The organism is Mycobacterium sp. NGS27, assembly GCF_059813005.1.
In genome coordinates, this window is sequence record NZ_JCALDT010000001.1 from 123,328 (window position 1) to 149,502 (window position 26,175).

The 26,175-nt window shown below is 67.3% G+C and carries 24 protein-coding genes; 19 read left to right on the forward strand and 5 right to left on the reverse strand.

The genetic code is table 11. The annotated features are described in order from the left end of the window. Nucleotide 1: 1 nt before the first annotated feature. From folC to proB, 8 genes are all read left to right on the forward strand, one after another. Complete coding sequence (folC, locus tag AC5Y30_RS00500; protein WP_499915371.1) at nucleotides 2-1,480, forward strand: bifunctional tetrahydrofolate synthase/dihydrofolate synthase; 1,479 nt, start codon at nucleotides 2-4, stop codon at nucleotides 1,478-1,480. Continuing rightward, complete coding sequence (locus AC5Y30_RS00505; RefSeq protein ID WP_499915373.1) at nucleotides 1,477-1,854, forward strand: DUF4233 domain-containing protein; 378 nt, start codon at nucleotides 1,477-1,479, stop codon at nucleotides 1,852-1,854. The genes folC and AC5Y30_RS00505 overlap by 4 nt, the downstream gene beginning before the upstream one ends. Nucleotides 1,855-1,942: 88 nt before the next feature. Further along, the gene (ndk, locus tag AC5Y30_RS00510) at nucleotides 1,943-2,353 is read left to right on the forward strand and encodes a nucleoside-diphosphate kinase (protein ID WP_499915375.1); all 411 of its coding nucleotides are present in this window, start codon (nucleotides 1,943-1,945) and stop codon (nucleotides 2,351-2,353) included. A 344-nt stretch (nucleotides 2,354-2,697) separates the two neighbouring features. Further along, a complete protein-coding gene (gene rne / locus AC5Y30_RS00515; protein ID WP_499915377.1) occupies nucleotides 2,698-5,502 on the forward strand; it encodes a ribonuclease E in 2,805 nt (934 codons plus the stop codon). A 223-nt stretch (nucleotides 5,503-5,725) separates the two neighbouring features. Then, nucleotides 5,726-6,037, forward strand: a complete 312-nt coding sequence (rplU, locus tag AC5Y30_RS00520; RefSeq protein WP_007769829.1) for a 50S ribosomal protein L21 — start codon at nucleotides 5,726-5,728, stop codon at nucleotides 6,035-6,037. Between the two features lie 14 nt (nucleotides 6,038-6,051). After that, nucleotides 6,052-6,318, forward strand: a complete 267-nt coding sequence (gene rpmA, locus AC5Y30_RS00525; RefSeq protein WP_067350730.1) for a 50S ribosomal protein L27 — start codon at nucleotides 6,052-6,054, stop codon at nucleotides 6,316-6,318. A 61-nt stretch (nucleotides 6,319-6,379) separates the two neighbouring features. Beyond that, on the forward strand, nucleotides 6,380-7,879 hold the full coding sequence (gene obgE, locus AC5Y30_RS00530; RefSeq protein WP_499915380.1) for a GTPase ObgE: 1,500 nt from the start codon (nucleotides 6,380-6,382) through the stop codon (nucleotides 7,877-7,879). Continuing rightward, nucleotides 7,876-8,979: a glutamate 5-kinase gene (gene proB, locus AC5Y30_RS00535; protein WP_499915382.1), complete on the forward strand. Its 1,104-nt coding sequence runs from the start codon at nucleotides 7,876-7,878 to the stop codon at nucleotides 8,977-8,979. The genes obgE and proB overlap by 4 nt, the downstream gene beginning before the upstream one ends. Nucleotides 8,980-9,015: 36 nt before the next feature. On the opposite strand, the gene AC5Y30_RS00540 is transcribed toward proB, so the two are convergent. Further along, nucleotides 9,016-9,663, reverse strand: coding sequence for a TetR/AcrR family transcriptional regulator (locus AC5Y30_RS00540; RefSeq protein ID WP_499915384.1), 648 nt, complete (start codon nucleotides 9,661-9,663; stop codon nucleotides 9,016-9,018). 105 nt (nucleotides 9,664-9,768) lie between these two features. Between AC5Y30_RS00540 and AC5Y30_RS00545 the strand changes: the two genes are divergently transcribed. Continuing rightward, the gene (locus tag AC5Y30_RS00545) at nucleotides 9,769-11,046 is read left to right on the forward strand and encodes a cytochrome P450 (RefSeq protein WP_499915386.1); all 1,278 of its coding nucleotides are present in this window, start codon (nucleotides 9,769-9,771) and stop codon (nucleotides 11,044-11,046) included. Here the strand turns inward: AC5Y30_RS00545 and AC5Y30_RS00550 are convergent. After that, the gene (locus tag AC5Y30_RS00550; protein WP_499915388.1) at nucleotides 11,043-11,891 is read right to left on the reverse strand and encodes an NAD-dependent protein deacetylase; all 849 of its coding nucleotides are present in this window, start codon (nucleotides 11,889-11,891) and stop codon (nucleotides 11,043-11,045) included. The two genes, AC5Y30_RS00545 and AC5Y30_RS00550, sit on opposite strands and share 4 nt — an antisense overlap. 17 nt (nucleotides 11,892-11,908) lie before the next feature. Beyond that, nucleotides 11,909-12,448, reverse strand: a complete 540-nt coding sequence (locus AC5Y30_RS00555; protein ID WP_499916689.1) for a cysteine hydrolase family protein — start codon at nucleotides 12,446-12,448, stop codon at nucleotides 11,909-11,911. Between the two features lie 59 nt (nucleotides 12,449-12,507). Between AC5Y30_RS00555 and AC5Y30_RS00560 the strand changes: the two genes are divergently transcribed. Further along, nucleotides 12,508-14,550 carry an NAD(+) synthase gene (locus AC5Y30_RS00560; RefSeq protein ID WP_499915390.1) on the forward strand — a complete coding sequence of 681 codons (2,043 nt, stop codon included), beginning with the start codon at nucleotides 12,508-12,510 and terminating at the stop codon, nucleotides 14,548-14,550. Nucleotides 14,551-14,606: 56 nt separating this feature from the next. Here the strand turns inward: AC5Y30_RS00560 and AC5Y30_RS00565 are convergent, their stop codons facing one another. Together AC5Y30_RS00565 and AC5Y30_RS00570 are read right to left on the reverse strand one after the other, a co-directional pair. Further along, the gene (locus AC5Y30_RS00565) at nucleotides 14,607-15,014 is read right to left on the reverse strand and encodes a hypothetical protein (RefSeq protein ID WP_499915392.1); all 408 of its coding nucleotides are present in this window, start codon (nucleotides 15,012-15,014) and stop codon (nucleotides 14,607-14,609) included. A gap of 130 nt (nucleotides 15,015-15,144) precedes the next feature. Further along, complete coding sequence (locus AC5Y30_RS00570; protein ID WP_499915394.1) at nucleotides 15,145-16,023, reverse strand: ribokinase; 879 nt, start codon at nucleotides 16,021-16,023, stop codon at nucleotides 15,145-15,147. Nucleotides 16,024-16,179: 156 nt separating this feature from the next. Between AC5Y30_RS00570 and AC5Y30_RS00575 the strand changes: the two genes are divergently transcribed. From AC5Y30_RS00575 to octT, 9 genes are all read left to right on the forward strand, one after another. Beyond that, on the forward strand, nucleotides 16,180-18,372 hold the full coding sequence (locus tag AC5Y30_RS00575; protein WP_499915396.1) for an adenylate/guanylate cyclase domain-containing protein: 2,193 nt from the start codon (nucleotides 16,180-16,182) through the stop codon (nucleotides 18,370-18,372). After that, nucleotides 18,372-19,775, forward strand: coding sequence for a mechanosensitive ion channel domain-containing protein (locus AC5Y30_RS00580; RefSeq protein ID WP_499915398.1), 1,404 nt, complete (start codon nucleotides 18,372-18,374; stop codon nucleotides 19,773-19,775). The genes AC5Y30_RS00575 and AC5Y30_RS00580 overlap by 1 nt, the downstream gene beginning before the upstream one ends. Before the next feature lie 106 nt (nucleotides 19,776-19,881). After that, on the forward strand, nucleotides 19,882-21,141 hold the full coding sequence (locus AC5Y30_RS00585; protein WP_499915400.1) for a glutamate-5-semialdehyde dehydrogenase: 1,260 nt from the start codon (nucleotides 19,882-19,884) through the stop codon (nucleotides 21,139-21,141). Between the two features lie 36 nt (nucleotides 21,142-21,177). Then, nucleotides 21,178-22,053, forward strand: coding sequence for an AAA family ATPase (locus AC5Y30_RS00590; RefSeq protein ID WP_067129062.1), 876 nt, complete (start codon nucleotides 21,178-21,180; stop codon nucleotides 22,051-22,053). An 8-nt stretch (nucleotides 22,054-22,061) separates the two neighbouring features. Then, nucleotides 22,062-23,510, forward strand: a complete 1,449-nt coding sequence (locus AC5Y30_RS00595) for a vWA domain-containing protein (RefSeq protein WP_499915403.1) — start codon at nucleotides 22,062-22,064, stop codon at nucleotides 23,508-23,510. Between the two features lie 200 nt (nucleotides 23,511-23,710). Continuing rightward, nucleotides 23,711-24,379: a nicotinate-nucleotide adenylyltransferase gene (gene nadD / locus AC5Y30_RS00600; RefSeq protein WP_499915405.1), complete on the forward strand. Its 669-nt coding sequence runs from the start codon at nucleotides 23,711-23,713 to the stop codon at nucleotides 24,377-24,379. Next, nucleotides 24,376-24,771: a ribosome silencing factor gene (gene rsfS / locus AC5Y30_RS00605; RefSeq protein ID WP_499915407.1), complete on the forward strand. Its 396-nt coding sequence runs from the start codon at nucleotides 24,376-24,378 to the stop codon at nucleotides 24,769-24,771. Before nadD ends, rsfS begins: the two co-directional genes overlap by 4 nt. Next, nucleotides 24,768-25,442, forward strand: a complete 675-nt coding sequence (gene gpgP / locus AC5Y30_RS00610; RefSeq protein WP_499915409.1) for a glucosyl-3-phosphoglycerate phosphatase — start codon at nucleotides 24,768-24,770, stop codon at nucleotides 25,440-25,442. The genes rsfS and gpgP overlap by 4 nt, the downstream gene beginning before the upstream one ends. Then, nucleotides 25,432-26,175: a diglucosylglycerate octanoyltransferase gene (octT, locus tag AC5Y30_RS00615; RefSeq protein WP_499915411.1), complete on the forward strand. Its 744-nt coding sequence runs from the start codon at nucleotides 25,432-25,434 to the stop codon at nucleotides 26,173-26,175. The genes gpgP and octT overlap by 11 nt, the downstream gene beginning before the upstream one ends.

Here is a 26,175-nt window from a genome sequence, read left to right on the forward strand (position 1 = left end):
GATGACTGAGCCGTCCGAGTGGCAGGACCCCGATTGGCCGCGGGACGAGGGTCCGAGCGAAATCCCCGACCCGGCCCCCACGCCCGACGAGATCGCATCACTGCTACAGGTCGAGCACCTGCTGGACCAGCGCTGGCCGGAGACCAAGATCGAGCCGAGCCTGACGCGGATCAGCGCGCTGCTCGATCTGCTGGGCTCGCCGCAACTGGCCTACCCGTCGATCCATGTCGCGGGCACCAACGGCAAGACCTCGGTGGCGCGGATGATCGACGCTCTGATCACCGCACTGCACCGGCGCACCGGGCGCACCACCAGCCCGCACCTGCAATCGGCGGTGGAACGCATCTCGATCGACTCCAAGCCGATCAGCCCGGCGCAATACGTGGCCACGTATCGCGAGATCGAGCCGTTCGTACAGATGGTCGACGCGCAGTCGCAAGCTTCACCTTCTGGGGCTGGCCCGCGCCTGAGCAAGTTCGAGGTGCTGACCGCCATGGCGTTCGCCGCGTTCGCGGACGCCCCCGTCGACGTCGCCGTGGTCGAGGTGGGGATGGGCGGACGCTGGGATGCCACCAATGTGATCAACGCCCCCGTCGCGGTCATCACCCCGATCTCCATCGACCACGTCGAATACCTGGGCGACGATCTCGCCGCCATCGCGGGGGAGAAGGCCGGCATCATCACCCGGGCGCCCGAGGGCGCGCCCGACACCGTCGCGGTCATCGGGCGTCAGGCCCCCGAGGCGATGGAAGTGCTGTTGGCCCAAACCGTCGAAGCCGATGCCGCGGTCGCCCGGGAGGATTCGGAGTTCGCCGTCCTGGGACGTCAGGTCGCGATCGGTGGGCAGGTGCTGCAGCTGCAGGGTCTGGGCGGGGTGTATTCCGACGTGTACCTGCCGCTGCACGGCGAACATCAGGCGCACAACGCCGCGCTGGCCCTCGCTGCGGTCGAGGCGTTCTTCGGCGCGGGGGCGCAGCGTCAGCTCGACGTCGAGGCGGTTCGCGCCGGTTTCGCCGCCGTCGCCAGCCCCGGCCGGCTGGAGCGGATGCGCAGCGCACCCACGGTGTTCATCGACGCCGCGCACAATCCCGCCGGTGCGCAGGCGCTGGCGCAGACCCTGGCCGGTGAATTCGACTTCCGCTATCTGGTCGGGGTGCTCAGCGTGCTCGCGGACAAGGACGTCGACGGCATCCTGGCCGCCCTGCAGCCGGTGTTCGACGCTGTCGTGGTGACCCACAACGGATCCCCGCGAGCCATCGACGTCGAATCGCTGGCCCTGGCCGCACGCGAGCGGTTCGGCCCCGACCGGGTCAGCACGGCGGAAAACCTGCGCGATGCCATCGACGTCGCGACGGCGCTGGTGGATGACGCCGCGGCGGACGGCCCGGCCGAAGCCTTCTCCGGCACCGGCATCGTCATCACCGGCTCAGTGGTCACCGCCGGGGCAGCGCGCACCCTGTTCGGTCGTGATCCGCAATGACCGGCGTGCCAGAGAACCCCGAAGAGCAGGCCTCGCCGCCCGCGGACCCGTGGCGGAGCTTCGGCGCGGTGATGGCCCTGACCCTGTTTCTGGAAGCGATCGTGGTGCTGCTCGCCATCCCGGTGGTCGGCGCGGTCGGCGGCGGACTGACGACGGCGTCGCTGGTCTACCTGATCGGGCTGGCCGTCCTGCTGATCCTGATGGCCGGCGTGCAGCGCAAGTCCTGGGCGATCTGGGCCAACCTCGGCGTGCAGGTGATCCTGCTCGCGGGCTTCGCGGTCTACCCCGGGGTGGGTTTCATCGGCGTGCTGTTCGCCGGGCTGTGGGGGTTGATCGCCTACTTCCGGGCCGAGGTCCGGCGCAGGCAGGGATAGGCCGGCAATCCGGGCGGCGTGGACGGCCCGAGCAGGCCCCACCACGGTCATCCGACCCCACGCCTGCCGATTATGTACGCTGTCCGCCGTGACCGAACGGACATTGGTACTGATCAAGCCCGACGCCGTGCAGCGGCAGCTGGTGGGGGAGATCATCGGCCGCATCGAGCGCAAGGGCCTGTCCATCGCCGCGCTGGAGCTGCGGCCCGTCGGCCGCGATCTCGCCGCCCAGCACTACGCGGAACACGACGGCAAGCCCTTCTTCGAGTCGCTGCTGGAGTTCATCACGTCGGGACCGGTGGTGGCGGCCATTGTGCAGGGGCCGCGGGCGATCGCCGCATTCCGGCAGCTCGCAGGCGGTACCGATCCCGTGGAGAAGGCGATCCCCGGCACCATCCGTGGCGATTTCGGGCTGGAAACCCAGTTCAACCTGGTGCACGGGTCCGATTCGGTCGAGTCCGCGAAGCGCGAAATCGCGCTCTGGTTTCCCACCGCTTAGACCTGCGGCGATGGCAGGCGGGAGACGGCACTGAACAACTTCGCCGAATCGGCTGCATCATGTGTGGCTGGGGCGGCGGCGTGATGTGGGATACTGGTCTCGGGTGAACGTCGCCGGACCGGCGTCAGACACTCGAATGAAGACTTAGACAAGCGCGACCAATAGCCCCGTCGCCTTGGTTCGCTGCATGTCAGGCCGTCATTCAGCACGGCGCCGAGTGGGTCTGTGATCCTGGGCCGCTCGGGGCGAGACCATCACAAGCCCGGGAGAAGTAACCCGGGTCCATAGCGAAGCCCTCGCGTGGCCGCGTCGCAATGACGCGCCCGGGGGCTTGAGGAGAATACGTGGTAGACGGTGCACCGACTGCAGACCCATCAGAAGAATCGACTCGGCCCGGAGAGCTGCCGGACCGCTTGAGAGTTCATTCGCTGGCCCGAACGCTGGGGACCACCAGCAAGCGGGTGCTGGACGCGCTGAGCGAACTGGACGGGCGAATCCGCAGCGCACATTCCACCGTGGACCGCGACGACGCGGTGCGGGTACGGGACCTGCTGGCGTCCGCGGAGCCCCCGGCAAGCGCGGAGGACGCCGCGGCCACCGAAGCGAGCGACGCCGACGAACCGGAATCCCGGCTGCTGCTCGAGAGCCCGGACAAGGCCGTCGAGCGCCCGCATTACATGCCGCTGTTCGTCGCGCCACAGCCGATCGATGCCCGAGACGAAGACGCCGGTACCGACGACAGCTCGGAATCCGACGATTCCGACGGCGACGATGACGAGCAGGCCGACCGGCCGTCGAACCGGCGGCGGCGTCGCGGCCGTCGTGGTCGCGGCCGCGGACGCGGTGAACAAGGCGGATCTGAAGGCCAGGGCGACGACGGCGACGACGACGACGACCAACCGCGGGGCAAGAAGGGCGGTCAACCGGACGCGGCAGACTCCGAGGACTCCGACGGTCAGGATTCGGACGACTCCGACGACTCCGACGACTCGGACAACGGTGACGACGGTTCGGCGGACGGCGGCAATCGCCGCCGGCGCCGGCGCCGGCGGCGCAAATCCGGAGCGGGCGACGACAACGACGAGGGGTCGTCGTCGCCGGATGACCCGCCAAACACGGTGGTGCACGAGCGGTCGCCCCGCAACGGCAAGGGCGGCGGCGACGACAGCGCCGGCTCGAACAACGAGATCAAGGGCATCAACGGCTCCACTCGGCTGGAGGCCAAGCGGCAACGCCGCCGGGACGGCCGCGACGCCGGTCGGCGCCGGCCCCCGGTGCTGACCGAGGCCGAATTCCTGGCCCGCCGCGAGGCCGTCGAGCGGGTGATGGTGGTGCGCGACCGGATCCGCACCGAACAGCCGCATCAGGGCTCGCGCTACACCCAGATCGCGGTGCTCGAGGACGGCATCGTCGTCGAGCACTTCGTCACGTCGGCCGCGTCGGCCTCGCTGGTGGGCAACATCTACCTGGGCATCGTGCAAAACGTGCTGCCGTCGATGGAGGCGGCGTTCGTCGACATCGGCCGGGGCCGCAACGGTGTGCTCTACGCCGGTGAGGTCAACTGGGAGGCCGCCGGTCTCGGCGGATCCGATCGCAAGATCGAACAGGCGCTCAAGCCCGGCGACTACGTCGTCGTCCAGGTCAGCAAGGATCCCGTCGGGCACAAGGGTGCGCGGCTCACCACCCAGGTGTCGCTGGCGGGTCGCTACCTGGTCTATGTGCCGGGGGCGTCGTCGACCGGGATCAGCCGCAAGCTGCCCGACACCGAACGCCAGCGGCTCAAGGAGATCCTGCGCGAAGTGGTGCCGTCGGACGCCGGGGTGATCATCCGGACCGCGTCCGAGGGCGTCAAAGAGGAGGACATCCGCGGCGACGTCACCCGGCTGCAGGAGCGCTGGAAACAGATCGAGGCCAAGGCGATCGAGATCAAGGAGAAGGCCGCCGGCGCCGCGGTGGCCCTCTACGAGGAACCCGACGTCCTGGTCAAGGTCATCCGCGACCTGTTCAACGAGGACTTCGCCGGCCTCATCGTCTCCGGTGACGAGGCCTGGACCACCATCAACGACTACGTGAATTCCGTTGCCCCCGATCTGGTTTCGAAGCTGACCAAGTACGAGGCGCCCGCCGGTCCCGAAGGGCAGGCCGGGCCGGATGTTTTCGCGGTGCATCGCATCGATGAACAGCTCGCCAAGGCGATGGAGCGCAAGGTGTGGCTGCCGTCGGGCGGCACCCTGGTGATCGACCGGACCGAGGCCATGACGGTGGTCGACGTCAACACCGGCAAGTTCACCGGGTCCGGGGGCAACCTCGAGCAGACGGTGACCAAGAACAACCTCGAGGCGGCCGAGGAAATCGTGCGTCAGCTGCGGCTGCGCGACATCGGCGGCATCGTGGTCATCGACTTCATCGACATGGTGCTGGAGTCCAACCGCGACCTGGTGCTGCGGCGCTTGACCGAAGCGCTGGCCCGCGACCGCACCCGTCATCAGGTGTCCGAGGTGACGTCGCTCGGTTTGGTCCAGTTGACCCGCAAGCGGTTGGGCACCGGCCTGATCGAAGCCTTCTCCACATCGTGTTCGAACTGCGGCGGGCGCGGAATCCTGCTGCACGCCGATCCGGTGGACTCGGCCTCGTCGAACGGGCGCAAGTCCGAATCCGGCGGTGGTGGCCGCCGGGGCAGGCGCAAGAAGAACAAAACCGAAGAGCAGGTGGTCGCCAAGGTGCCCGCCCACGCTCCCGGCGAGCATCCGATGTTCAAGGCGATGGCCGCCGGCTCCTCCGCGCAGTCCGAGGATGACGAATCCGACGAGACCACCGAAGACACCACCGACGAGCTCGACCAGGAGGCTGCCCGCGCCGGCGACGTCGCCGACGCCGAGGACTTCGACGACACCGACGACGAGGACTCGGACGACGATTCGGACGATGACGACGACCTGGACGACGACGACGAGGACCTCGACGACGAAGAGGACCTCGGCGACGATGACGAGGATCTCGAGCTCGACGACGACGATCTGGACACCGAGGACGAGGATTCGGACGACAACGGGCAGGATTCCGCTGGAGCCGACCAGGCCGTCGCGGGACGCTCCCGGCGCAGACGCGCCGCAGGGAGGCCGGCCGGGCCGCCGATCCACGCGGATTGAGCCGCCTGAGCAGAAGGCCCCGGTGGTGTCCGGTTTGACCCTGTAGCCGCTGGTCACGTACCCTTGGACAGTTGTCGTCAGGCCGGGCGAGGAAAACTTCGGCCGGCGGCAGCGGGACTCCCGGGGAATCGGCGCAGGCCCGCAACCCAGACCCACCACGTGCACCGCGGTTGGTTCGCGCGCGACGCGCAGAGCGGCGGTTAGAGAAGGAGCAGGAGCGACGATGGCGACCTACGCAATCGTGAAGACGGGCGGCAAGCAGTACAAGGTCGCCGTCGGGGACGTGGTCAAGGTCGAGAAGCTCGAATCCGAGCCCGGCTCGAACGTGTCGCTGCCGGTTGCCCTGGTGGTGGACGGCGCCAAGGTGACCACCGATGCGGCCGCGCTGGCCAAGGTCGCGGTGACCGGCGAGGTGCTCGAGCACACCAAGGGCCCCAAGATCCGCATCCACAAGTTCAGGAACAAGACCGGCTACCACAAGCGTCAGGGACACCGTCAGCAGCTGACGGTCCTGAAGGTCACCGGAATCAAGTAGCGAAGGCGACAGACATGGCACACAAGAAGGGCGCTTCCAGCTCGCGCAACGGTCGCGATTCCGCCGCGCAGCGGCTGGGCGTGAAGCGATTCGGCGGCCAGATCGTCAAGGCGGGCGAAATCATCGTCCGGCAGCGCGGCACCAAGTTCCACCCGGGCGTGGGTGTGGGCCGTGGCGGGGACGACACGCTGTTCGCCAAGGAGGCCGGCGCCGTCGAGTTCGGCATCAAGCGCGGCCGCAAGACCGTCAACATCGTGGCGGCCGGACAAGCCACCGACTGAGGTGTGTTTCCGGGTCCAGCCCGGTGATTTCGGCGCCCGGTGGTAGGTGAGAGGACCCACGATGCCTCGGTTCGTCGACCGCGTCGTCATCCACGCGCGCGCCGGTGCCGGAGGTAACGGCTGCGCCTCGGTCCATCGGGAGAAGTTCAAGCCGCTCGGCGGCCCCGACGGTGGCAACGGCGGCCGCGGCGGCAGCATAGTCTTCGTCGTCGATCCGCAGGTGCACACCCTGCTCGACTTCCATTTCCATCCGCACGTCACCGCGCCCTCGGGCAAGCAGGGGATGGGCAACAACCGCGACGGCGCCGCCGGCGCCGACCTGGAAGTCAAAGTGCCCGACGGCACCGTCGTCCTCGACGAAAACGGTCGGCTGCTGGCCGACCTGGTCGGGGCCGGCACCCGCTTTGAAGCCGCCGCGGGCGGTCGCGGCGGGCTGGGCAACGCCGCTCTCGCGTCGCGGGCGCGCAAGGCTCCCGGCTTCGCGCTGCTGGGCGAGCAGGGCCAGACCCGCGACCTCACCCTAGAACTCAAGACCGTCGCCGACGCCGGCCTGATCGGTTTTCCCTCGGCCGGCAAGTCTTCACTGGTGTCGACGATCTCGGCGGCCAAGCCCAAGATCGCCGACTACCCGTTCACCACGCTGGTGCCCAACCTCGGCGTGGTGTCGGCGGGCGAGCACACCTTCACCGTCGCCGATGTGCCCGGCCTGATCCCCGGTGCGTCCGAGGGCCGCGGCCTGGGGCTGGACTTCCTCCGCCACATCGAGCGATGCGCGGTGCTGGTGCACGTCGTCGACTGCGCCACCGCGGAGCCCGGCCGTGATCCGATCTCCGATATCGACGCGTTGGAGGCCGAACTCGCCGCGTATACGCCCACGCTGCAAGGGGATGCGACGTTGGGTGATCTCACCGAGCGGCCCCGCGCGGTGGTACTCAACAAGATCGACGTTCCCGAAGCGCGCGAGCTTGCCGAGTTCGTTCATGACGAGATCGCACAGCGTGGCTGGCCGGTGTTCCTGGTTTCGACTGTCGCGCGAGAAGGTCTGCAGCCGTTGATCTTTGGGTTGTGGAAGGTGATCTCGGAGTACCAGGCCGCACAGCCGGCGATCGTGCCGCGCCGACCGGTGATTCGTCCCGTTCCTGTCGACGACAGCGGTTTCAGCGTGGAGCCCGATCCGGGGCAGCCGGGCGCCTTCGTGGTCAGCGGCGCGCGCCCCGAACGGTGGGTCCGGCAGACGAACTTCGACAACGACGAGGCGGTGGGGTATCTCGCTGATCGGCTGGCGCGCCTGGGTGTCGAAGAGGAGTTGCTGCGGCTGGGTGCTCGGCCGGGTTGCGAGGTGACGATCGGGGACATGACCTTTGATTGGGAGCCGCAAACGCCTGCCGGGCAACAGGTTGCGCTGTCAGGCCGCGGAACCGACGCGCGGTTGGAGCGCACCGATCGCGTCGGCGCCGCCGAGCGCAAGGCCGCCCGGCGCCAGCGGCGCGCCGGCGACGATGCAGAGCGCGGCGATGCTGAGGAGCGGCGCAGAACCACAGAACGCGGTGAGGAGCAGTGAGCGCCCACCGAGAGGCCATTCGCACCGCTCGCAGCCTGGTGGTCAAAGTGGGGACCAACGCGCTGACCACACCGGCGGGCGTGTTCGACGCCGGCCGGCTCGCCGGGCTCGCCGACGCCATCGAGACGCGGATGAAGGCGGGCACCGACGTCGTCATCGTGTCGTCGGGAGCCATCGCGGCCGGCATCGAGCCGCTCGGATTGTCCCGTCGTCCCAGGGATCTGGCGACGAAGCAGGCCGCCGCCAGCGTCGGCCAGGTGGCGCTGGTGAACTCGTGGAGCGCCGCGTTCGCCCGCTATGGCCGCACGGTCGGGCAGGTGCTGCTGAGCGCGCACGACATCTCGATGCGGGCCCAGCACACCAACGCCCAGCGCACGCTGGATCGGCTGCGCGCGCTGCATGCGGTGGCGATCGTCAACGAGAACGACACGGTGGCCACCAACGAGATCCGGTTCGGCGACAACGACCGGCTTTCGGCGCTGGTGGCTCATTTGGTCGGCGCCGAGGCGTTGGTGTTGCTGTCCGACATCGATGGGCTCTACGACTCGGATCCGCGAAAGACCGACGGCGCGAGGTTCATTCCGGAGGTGTCGGGTTCTGCGGATCTGATCGGCGTAATCGCCGGGCCCGGAAGCGATTTGGGTACCGGCGGGATGACCTCGAAGATGTCCTCGGCGCTGCTGGCCGCCGACGCCGGTGTGCCGGTGCTGCTTGCCGCCGCCGCCGACGCCGCGACCGCGCTCACCGACGCCTCGGTCGGCACCGTGTTCGCCGCGCGTCCGGTGCGAATGTCCGCACGCCGGTTCTGGGTGCGATACGCCGCCGAGGCGGCCGGCGCGCTGACCCTGGACGAGGGTGCCGTGCGCGCGGTCGTGCGGCAGCGTCGCTCGCTGCTGCCCGCCGGCATCACCGCGGTGGCCGGGCGGTTCTACGCCGGCGATGTGGTCGAACTGCGCGACCAGGACGCGGTGATGGTGGCCCGTGGCGTGGTCGCTTATGACGCGACGGAACTGACGACCATGATGGGCCGCTCCACCTCTGAGCTGCCCGGCGAGTTGCGCAGGCCCGCGGTGCACGCCGACGATTTGGTGGCAGTGTAGGAGCGCGTTCGTCGGCGCGGGTGACTGGGGTCTGGGTCAGCGCTCCGAGGTTGGCTTGAGATACAGTGCGCCCCAAACGATCTCGGCCAGGGTCGCGGCTAGTTCGGCGTCGTAGTCGGGTGGCTTCGCCGGCAGGTTCTGCTGGCAGGCCCGCTCGACCATCCACGTCAGCGCGCTGGCGGTGGTGACCGCGGCCAGCTCCGGGCGGATCGAGCCGTCCGCCTGGCCGTCCTCGATTACGTGGGTGAGCTGCTCAGAGATGCCGGTCAGCAGTTCGCGATATGTATTCGCCGTCAGCGGGTCGTAGGCGGCCATTTCGTTAAGCGCGACCAGCACCGCCTGATGCCGCCGGTAGGTGGCGATGATGCGGCTCATCGCGGTCCGCACGTCGTCGGGGTCATGGCGCCCGGCGACGCTCCACCAGCTTCGCGCGCCATCGGTCAGATCACCGAACACCTGGCGCGCAAGCCGGCGCAGCAGATGACCCTTGTCCTCGAAGTAGATATAGAAGCTGGCCCGCGAGATGCCGGCCTCGCCCGAGAGCCGATCCACGCTGAGCTCGGTGAAGCTCGCGCCATCGCGCATCAGCCGCTCGGTGGCGTCGAGCAAGCGGCGCTCCATTTGCTCGCGCCGCTGTTGGCGCCCCACGCTGCGACCCTGCGGCTTGCGGGTGAGTGACGGCATGCGCCGAGCATAGCCGAGCTCGAGACATATTGACTAGACATAGTGTCTAGGCATATCGTCACGAGAGTCTGTGACCGGTGTCATACGAGACGGAGGATCGCCACCATGGCCGTGCTGACGGGTAAATCTGGCACCGACAAATCCGGCCGTGCCTACGACGAGGTCGATCTGTCCTCACGCGCGTTCTGGTCCACCACCGCGGCGGATCGGGAACGCTCCTTCGCCGTGCTGCGGGCCGAACGTCCGGTGAGCTGGCATCCGCCGGTCGAGGACTCGTTGATGCCGGATCCGGCCGACCCCGGCTTTTGGGCGGTCACCCGGCGCTCCGACATCGTCGCGGTCAGCCGCAACAACGACGTGTTCCTGTCCGGCCAGGGCGTGATGTTCGAGAGCATTCCGGTGGAGCTGCTCGAGGCGTCGCAGTCTTTCCTGGCGATGGATCCGCCGCGACACACCAAGCTGCGCAAGCTCGCCCACGCCGCGCTCAGCCCGCGGCAGGTCCGCCGTATCGAAGACTCGATCAAGGCCAACGCCTCGACCATCGTCGAGGAGCTGCGATCGGCCGGCAGCGGCGCTGATTTCGTCGACCGCTGCGCCAAGGAACTGCCCATTCGCACCCTGTCGGACATGATGGGGATTCCGGAGTCCGAGCGTGAGCGCATGGCGCACGCCACCGACGCGCTGGTGTCCTGGGGCGACCCGGAATTCCTCAACGGACGTCCAGCGATGGAGGTCCTGGTGGAAAACCAGCTGTATCTGCACCAAGTCGTCGGCAGCCTGGCCACCGAACGTCGCGCGCACCCGGGCGAGGACCTGATCAGCAGCCTGGTCACCGCCGAGGTGGCCGGCGACCGCCTTGAGGACGCGGAGGTGGCCGCTTTCTTCGTCCTGTTGTCGGTGGCGGGCAACGACACCACCCGGCAGACCATCAGCCACACGCTGAGGGCGCTCACCGACTTCCCCGGCGAAAAGGCTTGGCTGTCTGAGGATTTCGACAACCGGATCGGGACGGCCATCGAGGAGTTCATTCGCTGGGCGACGCCGGTCATGACCTTCCGACGCACGGCCGCAACGGATGTCGAGCTGGGCGGCCAACGAATCGCCGCGGGCGAAAAGGTGGTCATGTTCTACCCGTCCGGCAACTGGGACACCGAGGTGTTCGACCACCCGGAACGTTTGAACTTGAGCCGTGACCCCAACCCACACGTCGGCTTCGGCGGCGGCGGACTGCACTTCTGTTTGGGCGCGCACGTGGCACGCGCCCAGCTGCGGGCCATCTTCGGCGAGCTGTTTCGTCAGCTGCCCGACATTCGGGCGGGCGAGCCCACCTACTTGGCCGGCAATTTCGTGTACGCCATCCGCAGCATGCCGTGCACCTTCTAACGCGTTGACAGGGGCGCTAATTCGTCGGCGAGTAGGGTCAGCAACTCCGAGCACCCGCCGTCCACCTTGACGGTGGCCAGGTCGTCGCCGCGGGTACTGCCACGGTTGACGATGGCCACCGGAATGCCCAACGCCGCGGCGTGCCGCACGAACCGGTAGCCGGAGAACACCGTGAGCGACGAGCCGGCGACCAAAAGCGCATCCGCCCGCGCCACCAACTCATACGCTTGCGCCACAACATCTTTGGGAACGCTTTCGCCGAAGTAGACGATGTCCGGCTTCAGCATCCCGCCGCAGCGCTCGCAATCCAGATAGTGGAACGACGCGGTATCGGCGATCACGGCGTCGGCGTCGGGAGCCACCGCCAAACCACCGATCGCTTCGGCGCGCTCGGTGAAGCCGGGGTTGAGCGCCTCGAGCCGCTCGCCCAGGGCGGCGCGCGTCATGGTGGTTCCGCAGTCCAGGCAGATCACCTGCGCGTAGGTGCCGTGCAGGTTGATGACGTTTCGGCTGCCGGCCTTGGTGTGCAGCAGATCGACGTTCTGGGTGATCACGCCGGGGACCACCGACGCGGCCTCGAGCGCGGCGAGCGCCCGGTGGCCCGCGTTGGGCAGCGTGCCGTCCATGTGCCGCCAGCCGACGTGGTTGCGTGCCCAGTACCGCTGTCGAAATACCGGATCGCTGATGAACTGGCGGATCGTCATGGGATTGCTCGGCGGTGAATCGGGCCCGCGGTAGTCGGGAATGCCCGAATCGGTGGAGATGCCCGCTCCGGTCAGCACCGCGACCCGGCGACCGGCCAGCAGAGTGACCAGTTCGGGCGATTCTGCGCAGCCGACGGTCACTTATTCAGAGTAGGAGATCAGTTCAGGCAGTCGGCCGCCGTCGTGAGCTCGGCAGACATGTTCTGCTGCATCATCTTGCACGCCGCCTCGCCCAGATCCGGGTCGATGTGTGCCACGGCATCGGTCGGGATCACGACGGAAAAGTGCCGCACATACGCATCCAGTGCCGTGTAGAGGATGCACTGCTCGGTGACCTGACCGGTGATGATCAACCGCTTGGTTTCCAGCCGGTTGAGCAAGTACGCCAGCGCCGTCGCATAGAACGCGCTGTGGCGGACCTTCGTCATCACGCGGCCTTCGTCCTTCGGCAGGATCGGCTCCACCAGGTCGGGCCGCGCGCCCTCGCATGCGGCGCCGACGATGTCGGAGAACTGCGCGGTGAAATCGCCGTAGTTGTCGTTGACGTATATCAGGTCGACGCCGTCGGATTCGCGGGCCCGGCGAACCAAATCGGTCAATGGCTCGATGATCTTCTCGACATTGGGTATTAGATTCTCAGCGTCGGGATGCTGATAGGTGTTCATCATGTCGACCACCAAGACAGCCGTGTCGCTCATGGCGTCGGGAATACCCGGCAACTCCGAGTTGACACGCATGGGACGACAATGGAAGGGCGATGGACTTCTACAACGCTTACAGCCAGGGCTTCGCCCGCGTCGCCGCATGCACGCACCGCACGGTCATCGGCGACCCGGCCGCGAATGCGGAATCGGTCCTGCGAATGGCCAGGGAGTGCCACGACGACGCCGTCGCCCTGGCCGTCTTCCCGGAACTGACGCTGTCCGGGTACTCCATCGAAGACATCGTGCTGCAGGACCTGTTGCTCGATGATGTCGACAAGGCCATCGCGGAGATCGTCGCGGCCTCGGCCGAGTTGTTGCCGGTGCTGGTCATCGGCGCCCCGCTGCGGCATCGGCACCGGATCTACAACGCCGCCGTAGTCATCCACCGCGGCGAGGTGCTCGGGGTGGCGCCGAAGTCCTACCTGCCCACCTATCGCGAGTTCTACGAGCGCCGCCAGATCGCACCGGGAGACGACGAGCGCGGCACCATCCGCGTCGCCGGCGTGGAGGTGCCGTTCGGTCCTGACCTGCTCTTCGAGGCTTCCGACGTGCCCGGCTTGGTGCTGCACGTGGAGATCTGCGAGGACATGTTCGTGCCGATCCCGCCCAGCGCCGAGGCCGCGCTCGCGGGTGCGACGGTGCTGGGCAACCTCTCCGGCAGTCCGATCACGATCGGCCGCGCCGAGGACCGCTGCCTGCTGGCCCGTTCGGCCTCGTCGCGATGCCTGGCCGCCTACGTGTATTCGGCTGCCGGGGAAGGTGAATCGACCACCGACCTGGCGTGGGACGGTCAGACCATGGTGTTCGAAAACGGTGTGATGCTGGCTCAGTCCGAGCGCTTCCCCAAAGGGGAGCGGCTCAGCATCGCCGACGTCGACATCGAACTGCTGCGCGCGGAACGGCTCCGCATGGGCACCTTCGACGACAATCGGCGCCACCACCGGACGACGACGGACACCTACCGGCGCATCGAGTTCCGGCTGGACCCACCGGGCGGCGACATCGGGCTGCGGCGCGAGGTCGAGCGATTCCCCTTCGTTCCCGCCGATCCGGAACGGCTGGAACAGGATTGCTTCGAGGGTTACAACATCCAGGTCGCCGGTCTCGAACAGCGGCTGCGCGCACTCGATTTCCCCAAGGTGGTCATCGGGATCTCCGGTGGGCTGGATTCCACGCATGCGCTGATCGTCGCCGCACGCGCGATGGATCGCGAACAACGCCCGCGCAGTGACATTTTGGCGTTTACCCTGCCCGGCTTCGCGACCGGCGACCACACCAAGCGCAACGCGGCCGAGCTGTGCCGCACGCTGGGTGTGACGTTCGCCGAGATTGACATTCGCCAGACCGCGGAATTGATGCTCAAGGAGATGGATCACCCGTTCGCCCGGGGCGAGAAGGTGTATGACGTCACCTTCGAAAACGTTCAGGCCGGTTTGCGCACCGACTACCTTTTCCGGCTGGCCAACCAGCGCGGCGGAATCGTCCTGGGCACCGGGGACCTGTCCGAACTCGGGTTGGGCTGGTCGACGTACGGTGTCGGCGACCAGATGTCGCACTACAACGTCAATGGCGGTGTACCCAAAACGCTTGTCCAGCACCTGATCCGCTGGGTCATCTCGTCCGAACAGTTCGAGCCGGAGGTCAGCGAGGTGTTGCAGTCGGTGCTTGACACCGAGATCACCCCGGAGCTGGTTCCCAGCGGCGAGGAAGAAGAGCTGCAGAGCAGCGAGGCGAAAGTGGGTCCGTTTGCGCTGCAGGACTTTTCACTTTTCCACGTGCTGCGCTTCGGATTTCGGCCGTCGAAAATCGCTTTCTTGGCCTGGCATGCCTGGTGCGATCCGAATCACGGCATCTGGCCGCCAGGCTTCCCCGAGGACAAACGGCCGTCCTACTCGCTGAAGGAAATCCGGCACTGGCTGCAGGTTTTCGTGCAGCGGTTCTACTCGTTCAGCCAGTTCAAGCGCTCGGCCCTGCCCAACGGACCCAAGGTGTCGCACGGTGGCTCGCTGTCGCCGCGGGGGGATTGGCGCGCACCGTCCGACATGTCGGCGCGAATCTGGCTCGACGAGATCGAACGCGAAGTCCCCGAGGACTAGCTCGCACACTCGCGGGCCCGCCCGGGAGCACCGAGCGGGCCCTGAGCAAATCGGCCTCAGGCCTTGGCCCGGCGCCAGCCCTGGTACTGCAACTCGGCGAACACCAGCGTGTAAACGCCGGCCGCCAGGTTCAACACCACGCCGGTCGACGTCAACGGGAAGACGTCGGCGAGCACGAGAACGATTGCGGCCACCGTGTACGCCACGTTCGCGATGATGACGCCCATGCCGGCGCGCCGCACCGACGGCAAGGTGGCCAGCCCGAATACCACCACGCCGTACGCGATCAGGAACGCGGCCATGCCGTACTCGAACGCCTTGGTGGTGCCCGAGAGGTCGGCGAGCCAGCCGGCCACCGGGATGCCGGCCAGGCCGACCACCGCGCTGATGGCGGCGTCGGCGCGCATGGCGAGGCGAAGCAAGCCGTCGCGGGTGCCCGTGCGGTCGATCGTGGTAGCGGACATGATGTTCCTTTCTCGATGGCGGACTGCGATCACCACCGACGCTGCTCGCAAACCACTGCCAGATCGACGCCAGCCGCTGCCAAACGCTGCCAACCGCAGGTCAGCGGGGCGACGTCGGCGGGCAGAGCGGCTAAGACGCGTCTCGCAGCGCCTTATCGATCGCCGCGGCGTCCGGTGCGCAATCACCCGCCCCGGCCACCAACGTCGCCAACGCGCCCGCTGCGCAGGCACGCCGCAACGCGAGCCGGCGCTGATCCGGCGAGCCCGGCTTGGATGGCCAATTCGCGGCCAGCACACCGGCGAAGACGTCACCGGCCCCGGTGGTGTCCACCGCATCGACCGCCGGAGCCGACACGGTGTACTCGCCGTCGGCGCCAACGTAACGGGCGCCGCGCGCACCGAGCGTGACCACCAGATGCTCCGGGCGCCAGGGCCATTCGTTGGCCTCTTCTTCGTTCGTGATCACCACGTCCGCGGCGGCCGCCAAGTCGCCCAACGAGTGGGGATCCTGACCGGCCGGCGACGCGTTCACAATGACGACCGCTCCCGCCGACCGCGCGTGTTGCGCCGCAGCGACAGCCGTCTCCACCGAAATCTCTAGCTGGGTCAACATCACGTCGCAGTTCGCGACGACCGCACGGGTCTGGTCGTCGGTCAGTCTGAACCGACCGTTGGCACCCGGCGCGACCACGATCGTGTTCTCGGCGTTCGCGTCGACCATCACGATCGCCGTGCCGCTGGGGCCGGGAATTTCGACGGCGCCGTCCAGCCCGACGCCATTGGCCTCGAGGTGCGCGCGCAATTGCCCGGCGGCCGCGTCATCGCCCACCGCTCCGACGAATTGCACCTGCGCGCCCGCGCGCGCCGCCGCCACCGCCTGGTTGCCGCCTTTGCCGCCGGGGGCGTGCGACAACGACGACGCCAAAACCGTCTCGCCGGGCCGAGGAAGGGCATCGACAGTCAACGACAGATCGAGATTCACACTGCCCACTACACAGACGCCCGCCATGACGCCGACGTTAGTCGCGCCGGAATGGCAAAGCACACCAAAGGACACCGGCACTTCCGGCGCCGAATCGCTTCATGGCAAACCCCGAATAACTCGATGTCCGCGCGATATTCTGCTGCGTTAGGGGTGCTGAAACCCAAGAAAAGGGGTAGGCGATTGACCACGAGCGAGCTCACAGACGCTGAACCCCATATCGATCCAGAGCCGGCTCACCCGGCCGCAAAGCGCACGCGCCGAAGCGCCCTGACCCGATTCCGGTTCGGCATCCAGTCCAAAATTCTGATCACCATGCTGCTGTCGAGCATCCTGGGGGTGGCGGTGATCGGCGCCATTGGGGCGGCGTCCGGGCGCAACGCGCTGCGCCAGGTCGAATCCGAACGCCTGATCGAGATGCGCGAATCCCAGAAGCGAGCTGTGCAAGCGCTGTTTCGTGAGGTGTCGAATTCGCTGATCATCTGGAGTGGCGGGTTCGGCATCAACCAGGCGACGACGGCCCTCACGGCGGACTTCGCTCAACTGAACAATGCGCCGATCTCACCCGCCCAACAACAGTCGCTGGTCGATTACTACGACAACGACATGATCAAACCGATCAAGCAGATCACCGGGGACACCATCGACATCAGGGCCGTCCTGCCAAGTTCCAACGCGCAGAAGTACATTCAGGCCTATTACACCGCCCCGCCCCGGGCGAACCCCGATGCGTTGCCCGTCCTGGACGCCGGCGACGGCAGCGCCTGGTCGGCGTCCAACGCGCGCTTCGACTTCTACATGCGCGGCATCGTCAACCGGTTCGACTATCGCGACGCGCTGTTGTTGGACATGCAGGGCAATGTCGTCTACAGCGTGCGCAAGGGTCCCGACCTCGGAACAAACATTTTGACCGGCCCGTATCGCGAATCGAAGCTGCGGGAGGCATACCAGAAGGCCTTGGCCTCCAACGACGTCGACTTCGTCTGGATCACCGACTTCCAGCAGTATCAGCCGGCACTGGATACGCCCACGGCGTGGGTGGTGTCACCGATCGGCATGAATGGCAGGTTCGAGGGAGTGATGGCGCTGCCGGTGCCGGTCGCGAAGATCAACAAGATCATGACCGCCGACAAGCACTGGGACGCGGGCGGAATGGGACCGGCGACCGAAACGTACCTGGCCGGTCCCGATGATCTGATGCGGTCCGATTCAAGGGATTTCATCGAGGACCCGAAGGATTACCGGCGTTCGGCGATCGACGCCGGCACGCCCCCCGACGTGGTCGACCGCGCGATCCGGCTGGGCACCACCACCCTGGTGCAGCCGGTCGATACCGCCGGTCTTCGCGCCGCCAAACGCGGCGAGACGGGCGTGGTCAGCGCGACCGACTACATGGGCAACAGGGAGCTGGAAGCCTATGCCCCGCTGGCCATCCCCAACTCCGACCTGCACTGGTCGATCCTCGCGACGCGTGACAACTCCGACGCATTCGCTCGCCTCGGCCGGTTCAGCAAGAAGATGGTGATCGCCGTCGCGGCGATGATCTTCGCCATCTGTGTGGCCTCGATGTTGGTAGCGCAGGCCGCGGTGCGACCGGTCCGGCGCCTCGAAGAGGGCACCCGCAAGATCAGCTCCGGGGACTACGAGATCAACATCCCGGTGAAACGACGCGACGAAATCGGTGATCTGACAGCGGCCTTCAACGAGATGAGCCGCAGTCTGGCAATCAAGGAAGAGCTGCTCAACGAGCAGCGCCGGGAAAACGACCGCGTGCTGCTGGCGTTGATGCCCGAATCGGTGTTGCGACGCTATCGTGATGGCGAGGAGACCATCGCCCAAAAACACCAGGATGTCGCCATCATCTATGCCGACATCGTCGGCCTGGACGAGATCTCGAGCGACCTGCCCGAAGACGAGTTGGTCGCCACCGTCGACGACCTCTTCCGGCAATTCGATTCGGCCGCCGAAGCCCTTGGCGTCGAACGGATTCGCACGTTCCACAACGGCTATCTGGCTAGTTGCGGGGTGGTCACCCCCAGGCTGGACAGCATGCATCGCGCCGTCGACTTCGCGCTCGAAATCGGCCGCATCATCGACCGATTCAACACCCAATCGGCGCACCAGCTGGGCCTGCGGGTAGGTGTCAACACCGGCAACGCGGTGAGTGGGCTGGTCGGCCGCTCCAGCCTGGTCTACGACATGTGGGGCGGAGCGGTCAGCTTGGCCTATCAAATGCACAGCGGCGCACCGCAGCCCGGCGTCTATGTCAGCTCGCAGGTGTACGAGGCGATGCGGGACGTCCGGCACTTCACGCCCGCCGGCACCATCTCCGTCGGGGGCGCCGATCAGGCCATCTACCGGTTGCAGGAGCGCTGATGAACCTGTTCAACTCGACGTGGTTCTACTGGGCGATCGGCATCGCGGTCGGGCTGCCCCTCGGGTTGATCGCGCTCACCGAGCTGCACGACGCGCTGCTGCGCAGGAACAGCCCGCTGGCCCGGCAGGTCGGCCTGCTGCGCAACTATGTGCTGCCGCTCGGTGCGCTGTTGCTGTTGCTGGTTCAGGCCTCGCAGATTCCGGCCGGCGACGTTCCGGTGCGTGTCCTCACCACGGTTTTCGGCCTGCTGGTGCTGGTGCTCGTGCTGTCCGGTTTCAACGCGGCGATGTTCGAGGGCGCACCCGAAAACAGCTGGCGCAAAAGGCTGCCCGCCATCTTTCTGGACTGCGCCCGGTTGGCCGTCATCGGTGTCGGTCTGGCGGTGATGTCGTCCTACATCTGGGGTGTGCGCATCGGCGGTATTTTCACCGCGCTGGGCGTCACGTCGGTCGTCATCGGTCTGATGCTGCAGAACTCTGTCGGCCAGATCGTGTCGGGCCTGTTCATGTTGTTCGAGCAGCCGTTCCGCATCGATGAATGGCTGGACACGGGCGCGGTCCGCGGCCGCGTGGTCGAGGTGAACTGGCGCGCCGTGCACATCGACACCGGCAGCGGCATTCGGGTCACGCCGAACTCGGTGCTGGCCAGCAACGCGTTCACGAACCTTTCTCGCCCTCCCGGCGCGCACAAGCTGTCGGTGACGACCACGTTCTCCAGTGCCGACCCGCCGGACCAGGTGTGTGCGCTGCTGTCCCGCATCGCCGGGCGGTTACCCCAGCTCAAGGCGGGCAGCGTGCCGCGGACTGTCCCGGTAGGCGCGACCGAGTACCGCACCACCATCGGTTTGACCTCACCAGCGGACGACGGCGCCGCCAAGGCCACCTTCCTGCGCTGGGCCTGGTATGCGACGCGGCGGGAAGGCCTGCACCTCGATGACGCCGACGACGACTTCTCCACCGCCGAACGTGTAGAGCATGCGTTGCACACGGTCGTGGCGCCGGCGTTGCGGATCGGCGCCGAGGAGCAGCGATCGCTGCGGTCTGCCGCGAGGATCGTCCGCTACGGCGCCGACGAGGTGGTGGAGTACGCCGGCCAGGTCCCCACGACCATGACGTTCCTGGTCTCCGGGCGCGTGCAGTTGACCGCGACCGCCGACGACGGCTCGCTGGTGCCGATCAGCACGCTGGTCGAAGGGTCGTTCCTGGGGCTGACCGCGCTGACCAGGCAACCGAACCTGGCCAGCGCGTACGCGCTCGAGGAGGTCACGGCTCTGGAGATCGATCGGGAACACGTTGAGCACCTCGTGACGCGTGCGCCCTTGTTGCTGCAGAGCTTCGGCAACATCATCGAAGAGCGGCGCAGCAAGGTGCGCAGTGCGCGGCGCGGTGAGCGGGTGAGCTAGTGGCGATCGCGAGCGCGGCGGTGCCGGGCGATGCGGGTCGCCACCATTGGGGTAGTGGCGATCGGGTCGCCTCACCCGCGGTTTTGCCGCCCGATACCCTGGTTTGATGAGTCTGCAAGCACCATCGCTTCCTGACTTGCGCCAGGAGGTGCACAACGCGGCACGCCGCGCCCGCGTTGCCTCACGTGTCCTGGCATTGTTGCCGACGGTTGCCAAGGACCAGGCACTGCGATCCGCGGCCGACGCGATAGCCGCGCACAGCGATCTCATCCTGTCGGCCAATGCCGACGACCTCGACGCCGCCCGGGCCGCCGGCACGCCGTCCGCGATGCTCGACCGGTTGGCGTTGGACTCCAAACGCGTTGAGGCAATCGCCGCCGGCCTGCGCCAGGTCGCCGGGCTGCCCGACCCGGTCGGGGAGGTGTTGCGCGGTTACACGCTGCCCAACGGGTTGCAGTTGCGTCAGCAGCGGGTGCCGCTGGGCGTCGTCGGGATGATCTACGAGGGCCGGCCCAACGTGACCGTCGACGCCTTCGGTTTGGCGTTGAAGTCCGGCAACGCCGTACTGCTGCGCGGAAGTTCGTCGGCGACGCGGTCCAACCAGGCTCTGGTTCAGGTGCTGCGGGCTTCGCTGGTCAGCGAGGACCTGCCCGCCGATGCGGTGCAACTGCTTTCGGCCGATGACCGCTCCACGGTGACGCATCTGATCCAAGCCCGCGGCCTGGTCGACGTGGTGATTCCACGCGGCGGGGCTAGCCTGATCAACGCGGTGGTCCGCGACGCGCACGTGCCCGCCATCGAGACCGGCGTCGGCAACTGTCACGTCTATGTGCACGAAGGCGCCGACTTGGATGTGGCGGAGCGAATCCTGTTGAACTCCAAGACCCGTCGGCCGAGTGTCTGCAACGCCGCGGAGACGCTGCTCGTCGACGTGGCGATCGCCGAAGACGCGCTGCCCCGGCTGTTGACCGTCCTGCAAGACGCCGGCGTGACGGTGCACGGTGGATTCGCGAAGGATGCGCACGAGGACGATTTGCGTCGCGAGTACCTGTCGATGGACATCGCGGTGGCGGTGGTCGACGGCATCGACGCGGCGATCGCTCACATCAACGAGTACGGCACCGGGCACACCGAGGCCATCGTGACCACCAATATGGCTGCGGCGCAAAAGTTTACGGACGGTGTGGATGCGGCAGCGGTGATGGTGAACGCGTCCACGGCGTTCACCGACGGCGAACAGTTCGGTTTCGGCGCCGAGATCGGCATCTCTACCCAGAAACTGCATGCCCGCGGTCCGATGGGACTGCCCGAATTGACCTCGACCAAATGGATTGTGTGGGGAGACGGACAAACTCGTCCGGCCTGATACCCGCGTGGCGAAAGCGTCTTAGGAGAACCGATTGTGAGTGTGCCCGCCCGGTCCAAGCCGTTGTTCGACGACATCGACGACGTGTCGCGGCGGCTGGCCGAGACCGGCTACCTGCCAGACACCGCGACCGCGACGGCCGTGTTCCTGGCCGACCGGCTCGGTAAGCCGTTGTTGGTGGAAGGTCCGGCCGGCGTCGGCAAGACCGAACTCGCCCGCGCCGTCGCGCAAGCCACCGGCTCGGGACTGGTGCGCCTGCAGTGCTACGAGGGCGTCGACGAGGCTCGCGCGCTCTACGAGTGGAACCACGCCAAGCAGATCCTGCGCATCCAGGCCGGTTCCGGGGACTGGGATCAGACCAAGGACGACGTCTTCAGCGAGGAATTCCTGCTGCAGCGCCCGTTGCTGACCGCCATCCGGCGCACCGAGCCGACCGTGCTGCTCATCGACGAGACGGACAAGGCCGATATCGAGATCGAGGGCCTGTTGCTGGAGGTGCTGTCCGACTTCGCGGTGACCGTTCCGGAACTGGGCACCATCACCGCCGAGCGGACGCCGCTGGTGGTGTTGACCTCCAACGCCACCCGCGAGCTCTCCGAGGCGCTCAAGCGTCGCTGCCTGTACTTACACATCGACTTTCCCAGTCCCGACCTGGAACGCCGCATCCTGTTGTCCCGGGTCCCCGAGCTGCCCGCGCATCTGGCCGAGGAGCTCGTTCGCATCATCGGCGTGCTGCGCGGAATGCAACTCAAGAAAGTTCCGTCCATCGCCGAAACCATCGACTGGGGCCGCACGCTGCTCGCGCTGGGCCTGGACACCATTGACGACGCGGTCGTCGCGGCCACGCTCGGGGTGGTGCTCAAACACCAATCCGACCAGCAGCGCGCGACCGGCGAGCTGCGGCTGAACTAGGACGACTGATGGCCACCCGCCGCACCCGCCCCTCCCGGCCGCTCGCCCCGCACGGGCTGCCCGGTCACTTGGTGGGATTCGTGGAAGCGCTTCGCGGGGCCGGGATTTCGGTCGGGCCGTCGGAGACAGTGGATGCGGGCCGGGTGATGGCGACGCTCGGCCTGGGTGACCGGAAGGTGCTGCGGGAGGGCTTGGCGTGCGCGGTGTTGCGGCGGTCCGATCACCGCGAGACCTATGACGCCATGTTCGACCTGTGGTTCCCGGCGGCGCTGGGCGCACGCGCGGTGGTCACCGACGACGAGGCCAACGAATCGCCCGACGACAACGCGCTGCCGCCCGACGATGTCGAGGCGATGCGCCAAATGCTGGTGGACCTGCTGACCGAGAACCCCGATCTCGCCGACATGGACGAGCGCCTGGTCGCGATGATCGCCCGGATCGTTGAGGCCTACGGCAAATACAGCTCCAGTCGCGGCCCGTCGTTCTCGTCGTATCAGGCGCTCAAGGCGATGGCGCTGGACGAGCTCGAGGGCAAGCTGCTGGCGGGGCTGCTCGCCTCGTACGGCGACGAGCCCACTCGCAGCCAGGAGGAGATCGCCAAAGCGCTTGCCGCGCAGCGCATCACCCAATTGCGCAAGATGGTCGATTCCGAGACCAAACGGCGCACGGCGGAGCAGTTGGGTCGCGATCACGTCCAGATGTACGGCATTCCACAGCTTTCCGAGAACGTGGAATTCCTGCGCGCTTCCGGTGAGCAGCTGCGCCAGATGCGCCGGGTGGTCGCTCCGCTGGCCCGAACTCTGGCGACCCGGCTGGCGGCCCGCCGACGGCGCGCCCGGGCCGGGTCGATCGATATGCGCAAGACGTTGCGCAAGTCGATGTCCACCGGCGGGGTTCCGATCGACGTGGTGCTGGCCAAGCCGCGTCCGGCACGCCCGGAGCTGGTGGTGCTGTGCGACGTGTCCGGCTCGGTCGCCGGGTTCAGCCACTTCACCCTGCTCCTGGTACATGCTCTGCGCCAACAATTCTCGCGTGTTCGCGTGTTCGCCTTCATCGACACCACCGACGAGGTGACCCACATGTTCGGCCCGGAAGCCGACTTGGCCGTGGCCATTCAGCGGATCACCCGGGAGTCGGGCGTTTACAGTCGCGACGGCCATTCCGATTACGGCAACGCGTTCGCGTCGTTCATTCAGGCGTTCCCCAATGTGCTGTCACCGCGTACCTCGCTGCTGGTGCTCGGGGACGGCCGCACCAATTACCGCAACCCGGAGACCGAGCTGCTGTCGCACATGGTGACCGCCAGCAGGCATGCCCATTGGCTGAACCCCGAGCCCAAGCACCTCTGGGGCAGCGGCGACTCGGCGGTGCCGCGCTATCAAGACGTCATCCCGATGCACGAGTGCAGGTCGGCCAAGCAGCTGGCCGCGGTGATCGACCAGCTGCTGCCGGTGTAGGCGCGGGCGTCCCGTCGTTATCCGCTCCCGGAGCCCCTTCGCGTTGCCCAGCGTCACGCCAGCGTGACCGCGAGAGCAGAGCGTCACACCAGCGTGACGCACGCAGCGGGCGTTGCGCTCACGCCCGAGGCTGGTGTGGCGCATGTGACCAACGCCTGGGAAATCCGGCCGTAACGCCGGCTCAAGTAAGCTGGCAAATCGTGCAAAAGCAGCTTCGCAGGCTAGGGGTGATGGGTGGGACGTTCGACCCCATCCATTACGGCCACCTGGTTGCCGCGAGTGAGGTCGCCGACCTGTTCGACCTCGACCAAGTGGTGTTCGTGCCCGGCGGGCAGCCGTGGCAGAAGGAGCGGCACGTTTCTGCTGCCGAGGACCGCTACCTGATGACGGTGATCGCCACGGCGTCCAATCCCCGCTTCTCGGTCAGCCGGGTCGACATCGACCGCGCCGGGCCCACCTACACCAAGGACACTCTGCGCGATCTGCACGCCCTCAACCCGGACTCCGAGCTGTACTTCATCACGGGGGCGGACGCGCTGGCCTCGATCCTGTCGTGGCAGGGCTGGGAGACGGCGTTCGAGCTGGCGCGCTTCGTCGGGGTCAGCCGGCCCGGCTACGAGCTGCGGCGCGAACACATCACCGGGGTGCTGGGCGAGCTGCCGGACCATGCGCTGACCCTGGTCGAGATCCCGGCGCTGGCCATCTCTTCGACCGATTGCCGTCGCCGCGCCGCCCAGCGGCGGCCGCTGTGGTACCTGATGCCCGACGGCGTCGTGCAGTACGTCTCCAAACGCCGGCTCTACCGCGACGACGACGGGCCGCCGGTGGTCGTGAACGAAAGTCGCCTGCACACAGGGGAACACCCATGAGCGCCACCGACGAGGCCATCGACATGGCGACGGTCGCCGCCGGCGCCGCCGCCGCGAAGCTGGCCGACGACGTCGTCGTCATCGACGTCTCCGCCCAGCTCGCCATCACGGACTGCTTCGTGATCGCCTCGGCGTCCAACGAGCGGCAGGTCAACGCCATCGTCGACGAGGTCGAGGAGAAGATGCGCAAGGCCGGTTACAAGCCGGCCCGTCGCGAGGGCACCCGGGAAGGCCGCTGGACGCTGCTGGACTATCGCGACATCGTCGTACACATCCAGCACCAGGAAGACCGGGACTTCTATGCCCTGGACCGGTTGTGGAGCGACTGCCCGGTGGTGCCGGTAGACCTGGACGAGGGCCGTGACGACTCCGAAGAGCCGGGCGCGCAATGAGGATACGTCGTCTGATCATGTTGCGGCACGGGCAAACCGAGTTCAACGCCGGCAGCCGGATGCAGGGCCAGCTGGATTCCGAACTCAGTGAACTCGGGCGGGCGCAGGCCGTTGCGGCCGCCGAGGTGCTGGGCAAGCTGCAGCCGTTGCTGATCGCATCGTCGGATCTGCATCGCGCCTATGACACCGCGCTCAGGCTGGGTGAGGTGACCGGCGTGCCGATCCGGGTGGACCAGCGGTTGCGAGAAACCCATCTCGGCGACTGGCAGGGGATGACCCACACCGAGGTCGACGCGCAGGCCCCCGGTGCGCGGCTGGCCTGGCGCGAAGACGCCACCTGGGCGCCGCACGGCGGCGAGAGCAGGGTCGACGTCGCGGCGCGCAGCGTGCCGTTGGTCGCCGAACTGGTTGCCGGCGAGCGGGAATGGGGTGATCCCGACGGGCCGGATCGCCCGGTGGTGCTGGTGGCCCACGGCGGTCTGATCGCCGCGCTGTCGGCCGCGCTGCTGAAGCTTCCGGTCGCCAACTGGCCGATTCTGGGCGGCATGGGCAATGCCAGCTGGGTGCAACTTTCCGGGCACAACGACGATCCCGCCGACGAATTCGACAGCATACGTTGGCGTCTCGATGTGTGGAACGCTTCGGCGCAGGTGTCCAACGATGTCCTCTGAGCAGCGGCCGAAGCCCACACTGCTGATTTTCGCCGACTCGTTGGCCTATTACGGGCCCACCGGGGGCCTTCCCGCAGACGATCCCCGCATTTGGCCGAACATTGTTGCGGCACAACTTGGTTGGGATGTCGAGTTGATTGGACGCATCGGTTGGACGTGCCGCGACATCTGGTGGGCCGCGACCCAGGACCCGCGGGCCTGGGCGGCGCTTCCGCGGGCCGGCGCGGTCATCTTCGCCACCGGCGGCATGGATTCGCTGCCGTCGGTGCTGCCCACCGCGCTGCGCGAGCTGATCCGGTACGTGCGGCCACCCTGGCTGCGGCGCTGGGTACGTGACGGCTATGGCTGGCTGCAACCCAGGCTCTCGCCGATCGCCAGGCCGGCGCTGCCTCCGCACCTGAGTGCTGATTATCTCGAACAGACCCGTGGCGCAATCGATTTCAACCGACCCGGTATCCCGATCGTGGCCTCGCTGCCGTCGGTGCATATCGCCGACACCTACGGCCGCGCCCACCACGGACGTGCGGGGACGGTGGCCGCCATCACCGAATGGGCGCAAAACCACGAGGTGCCCTTGGTCGATCTCAAAGCCGCTGTCGCCGAGCAGATTATGAGTGGCCGGGGAAACCCCGACGGCATTCACTGGAATTTCGAGGCTCACCAGGCGGTCGCGGAGTTGATGCTCAAGGCGCTGGCCGAAGCCGGGGTACCCAACGAGAAACCTCGCGGGTAG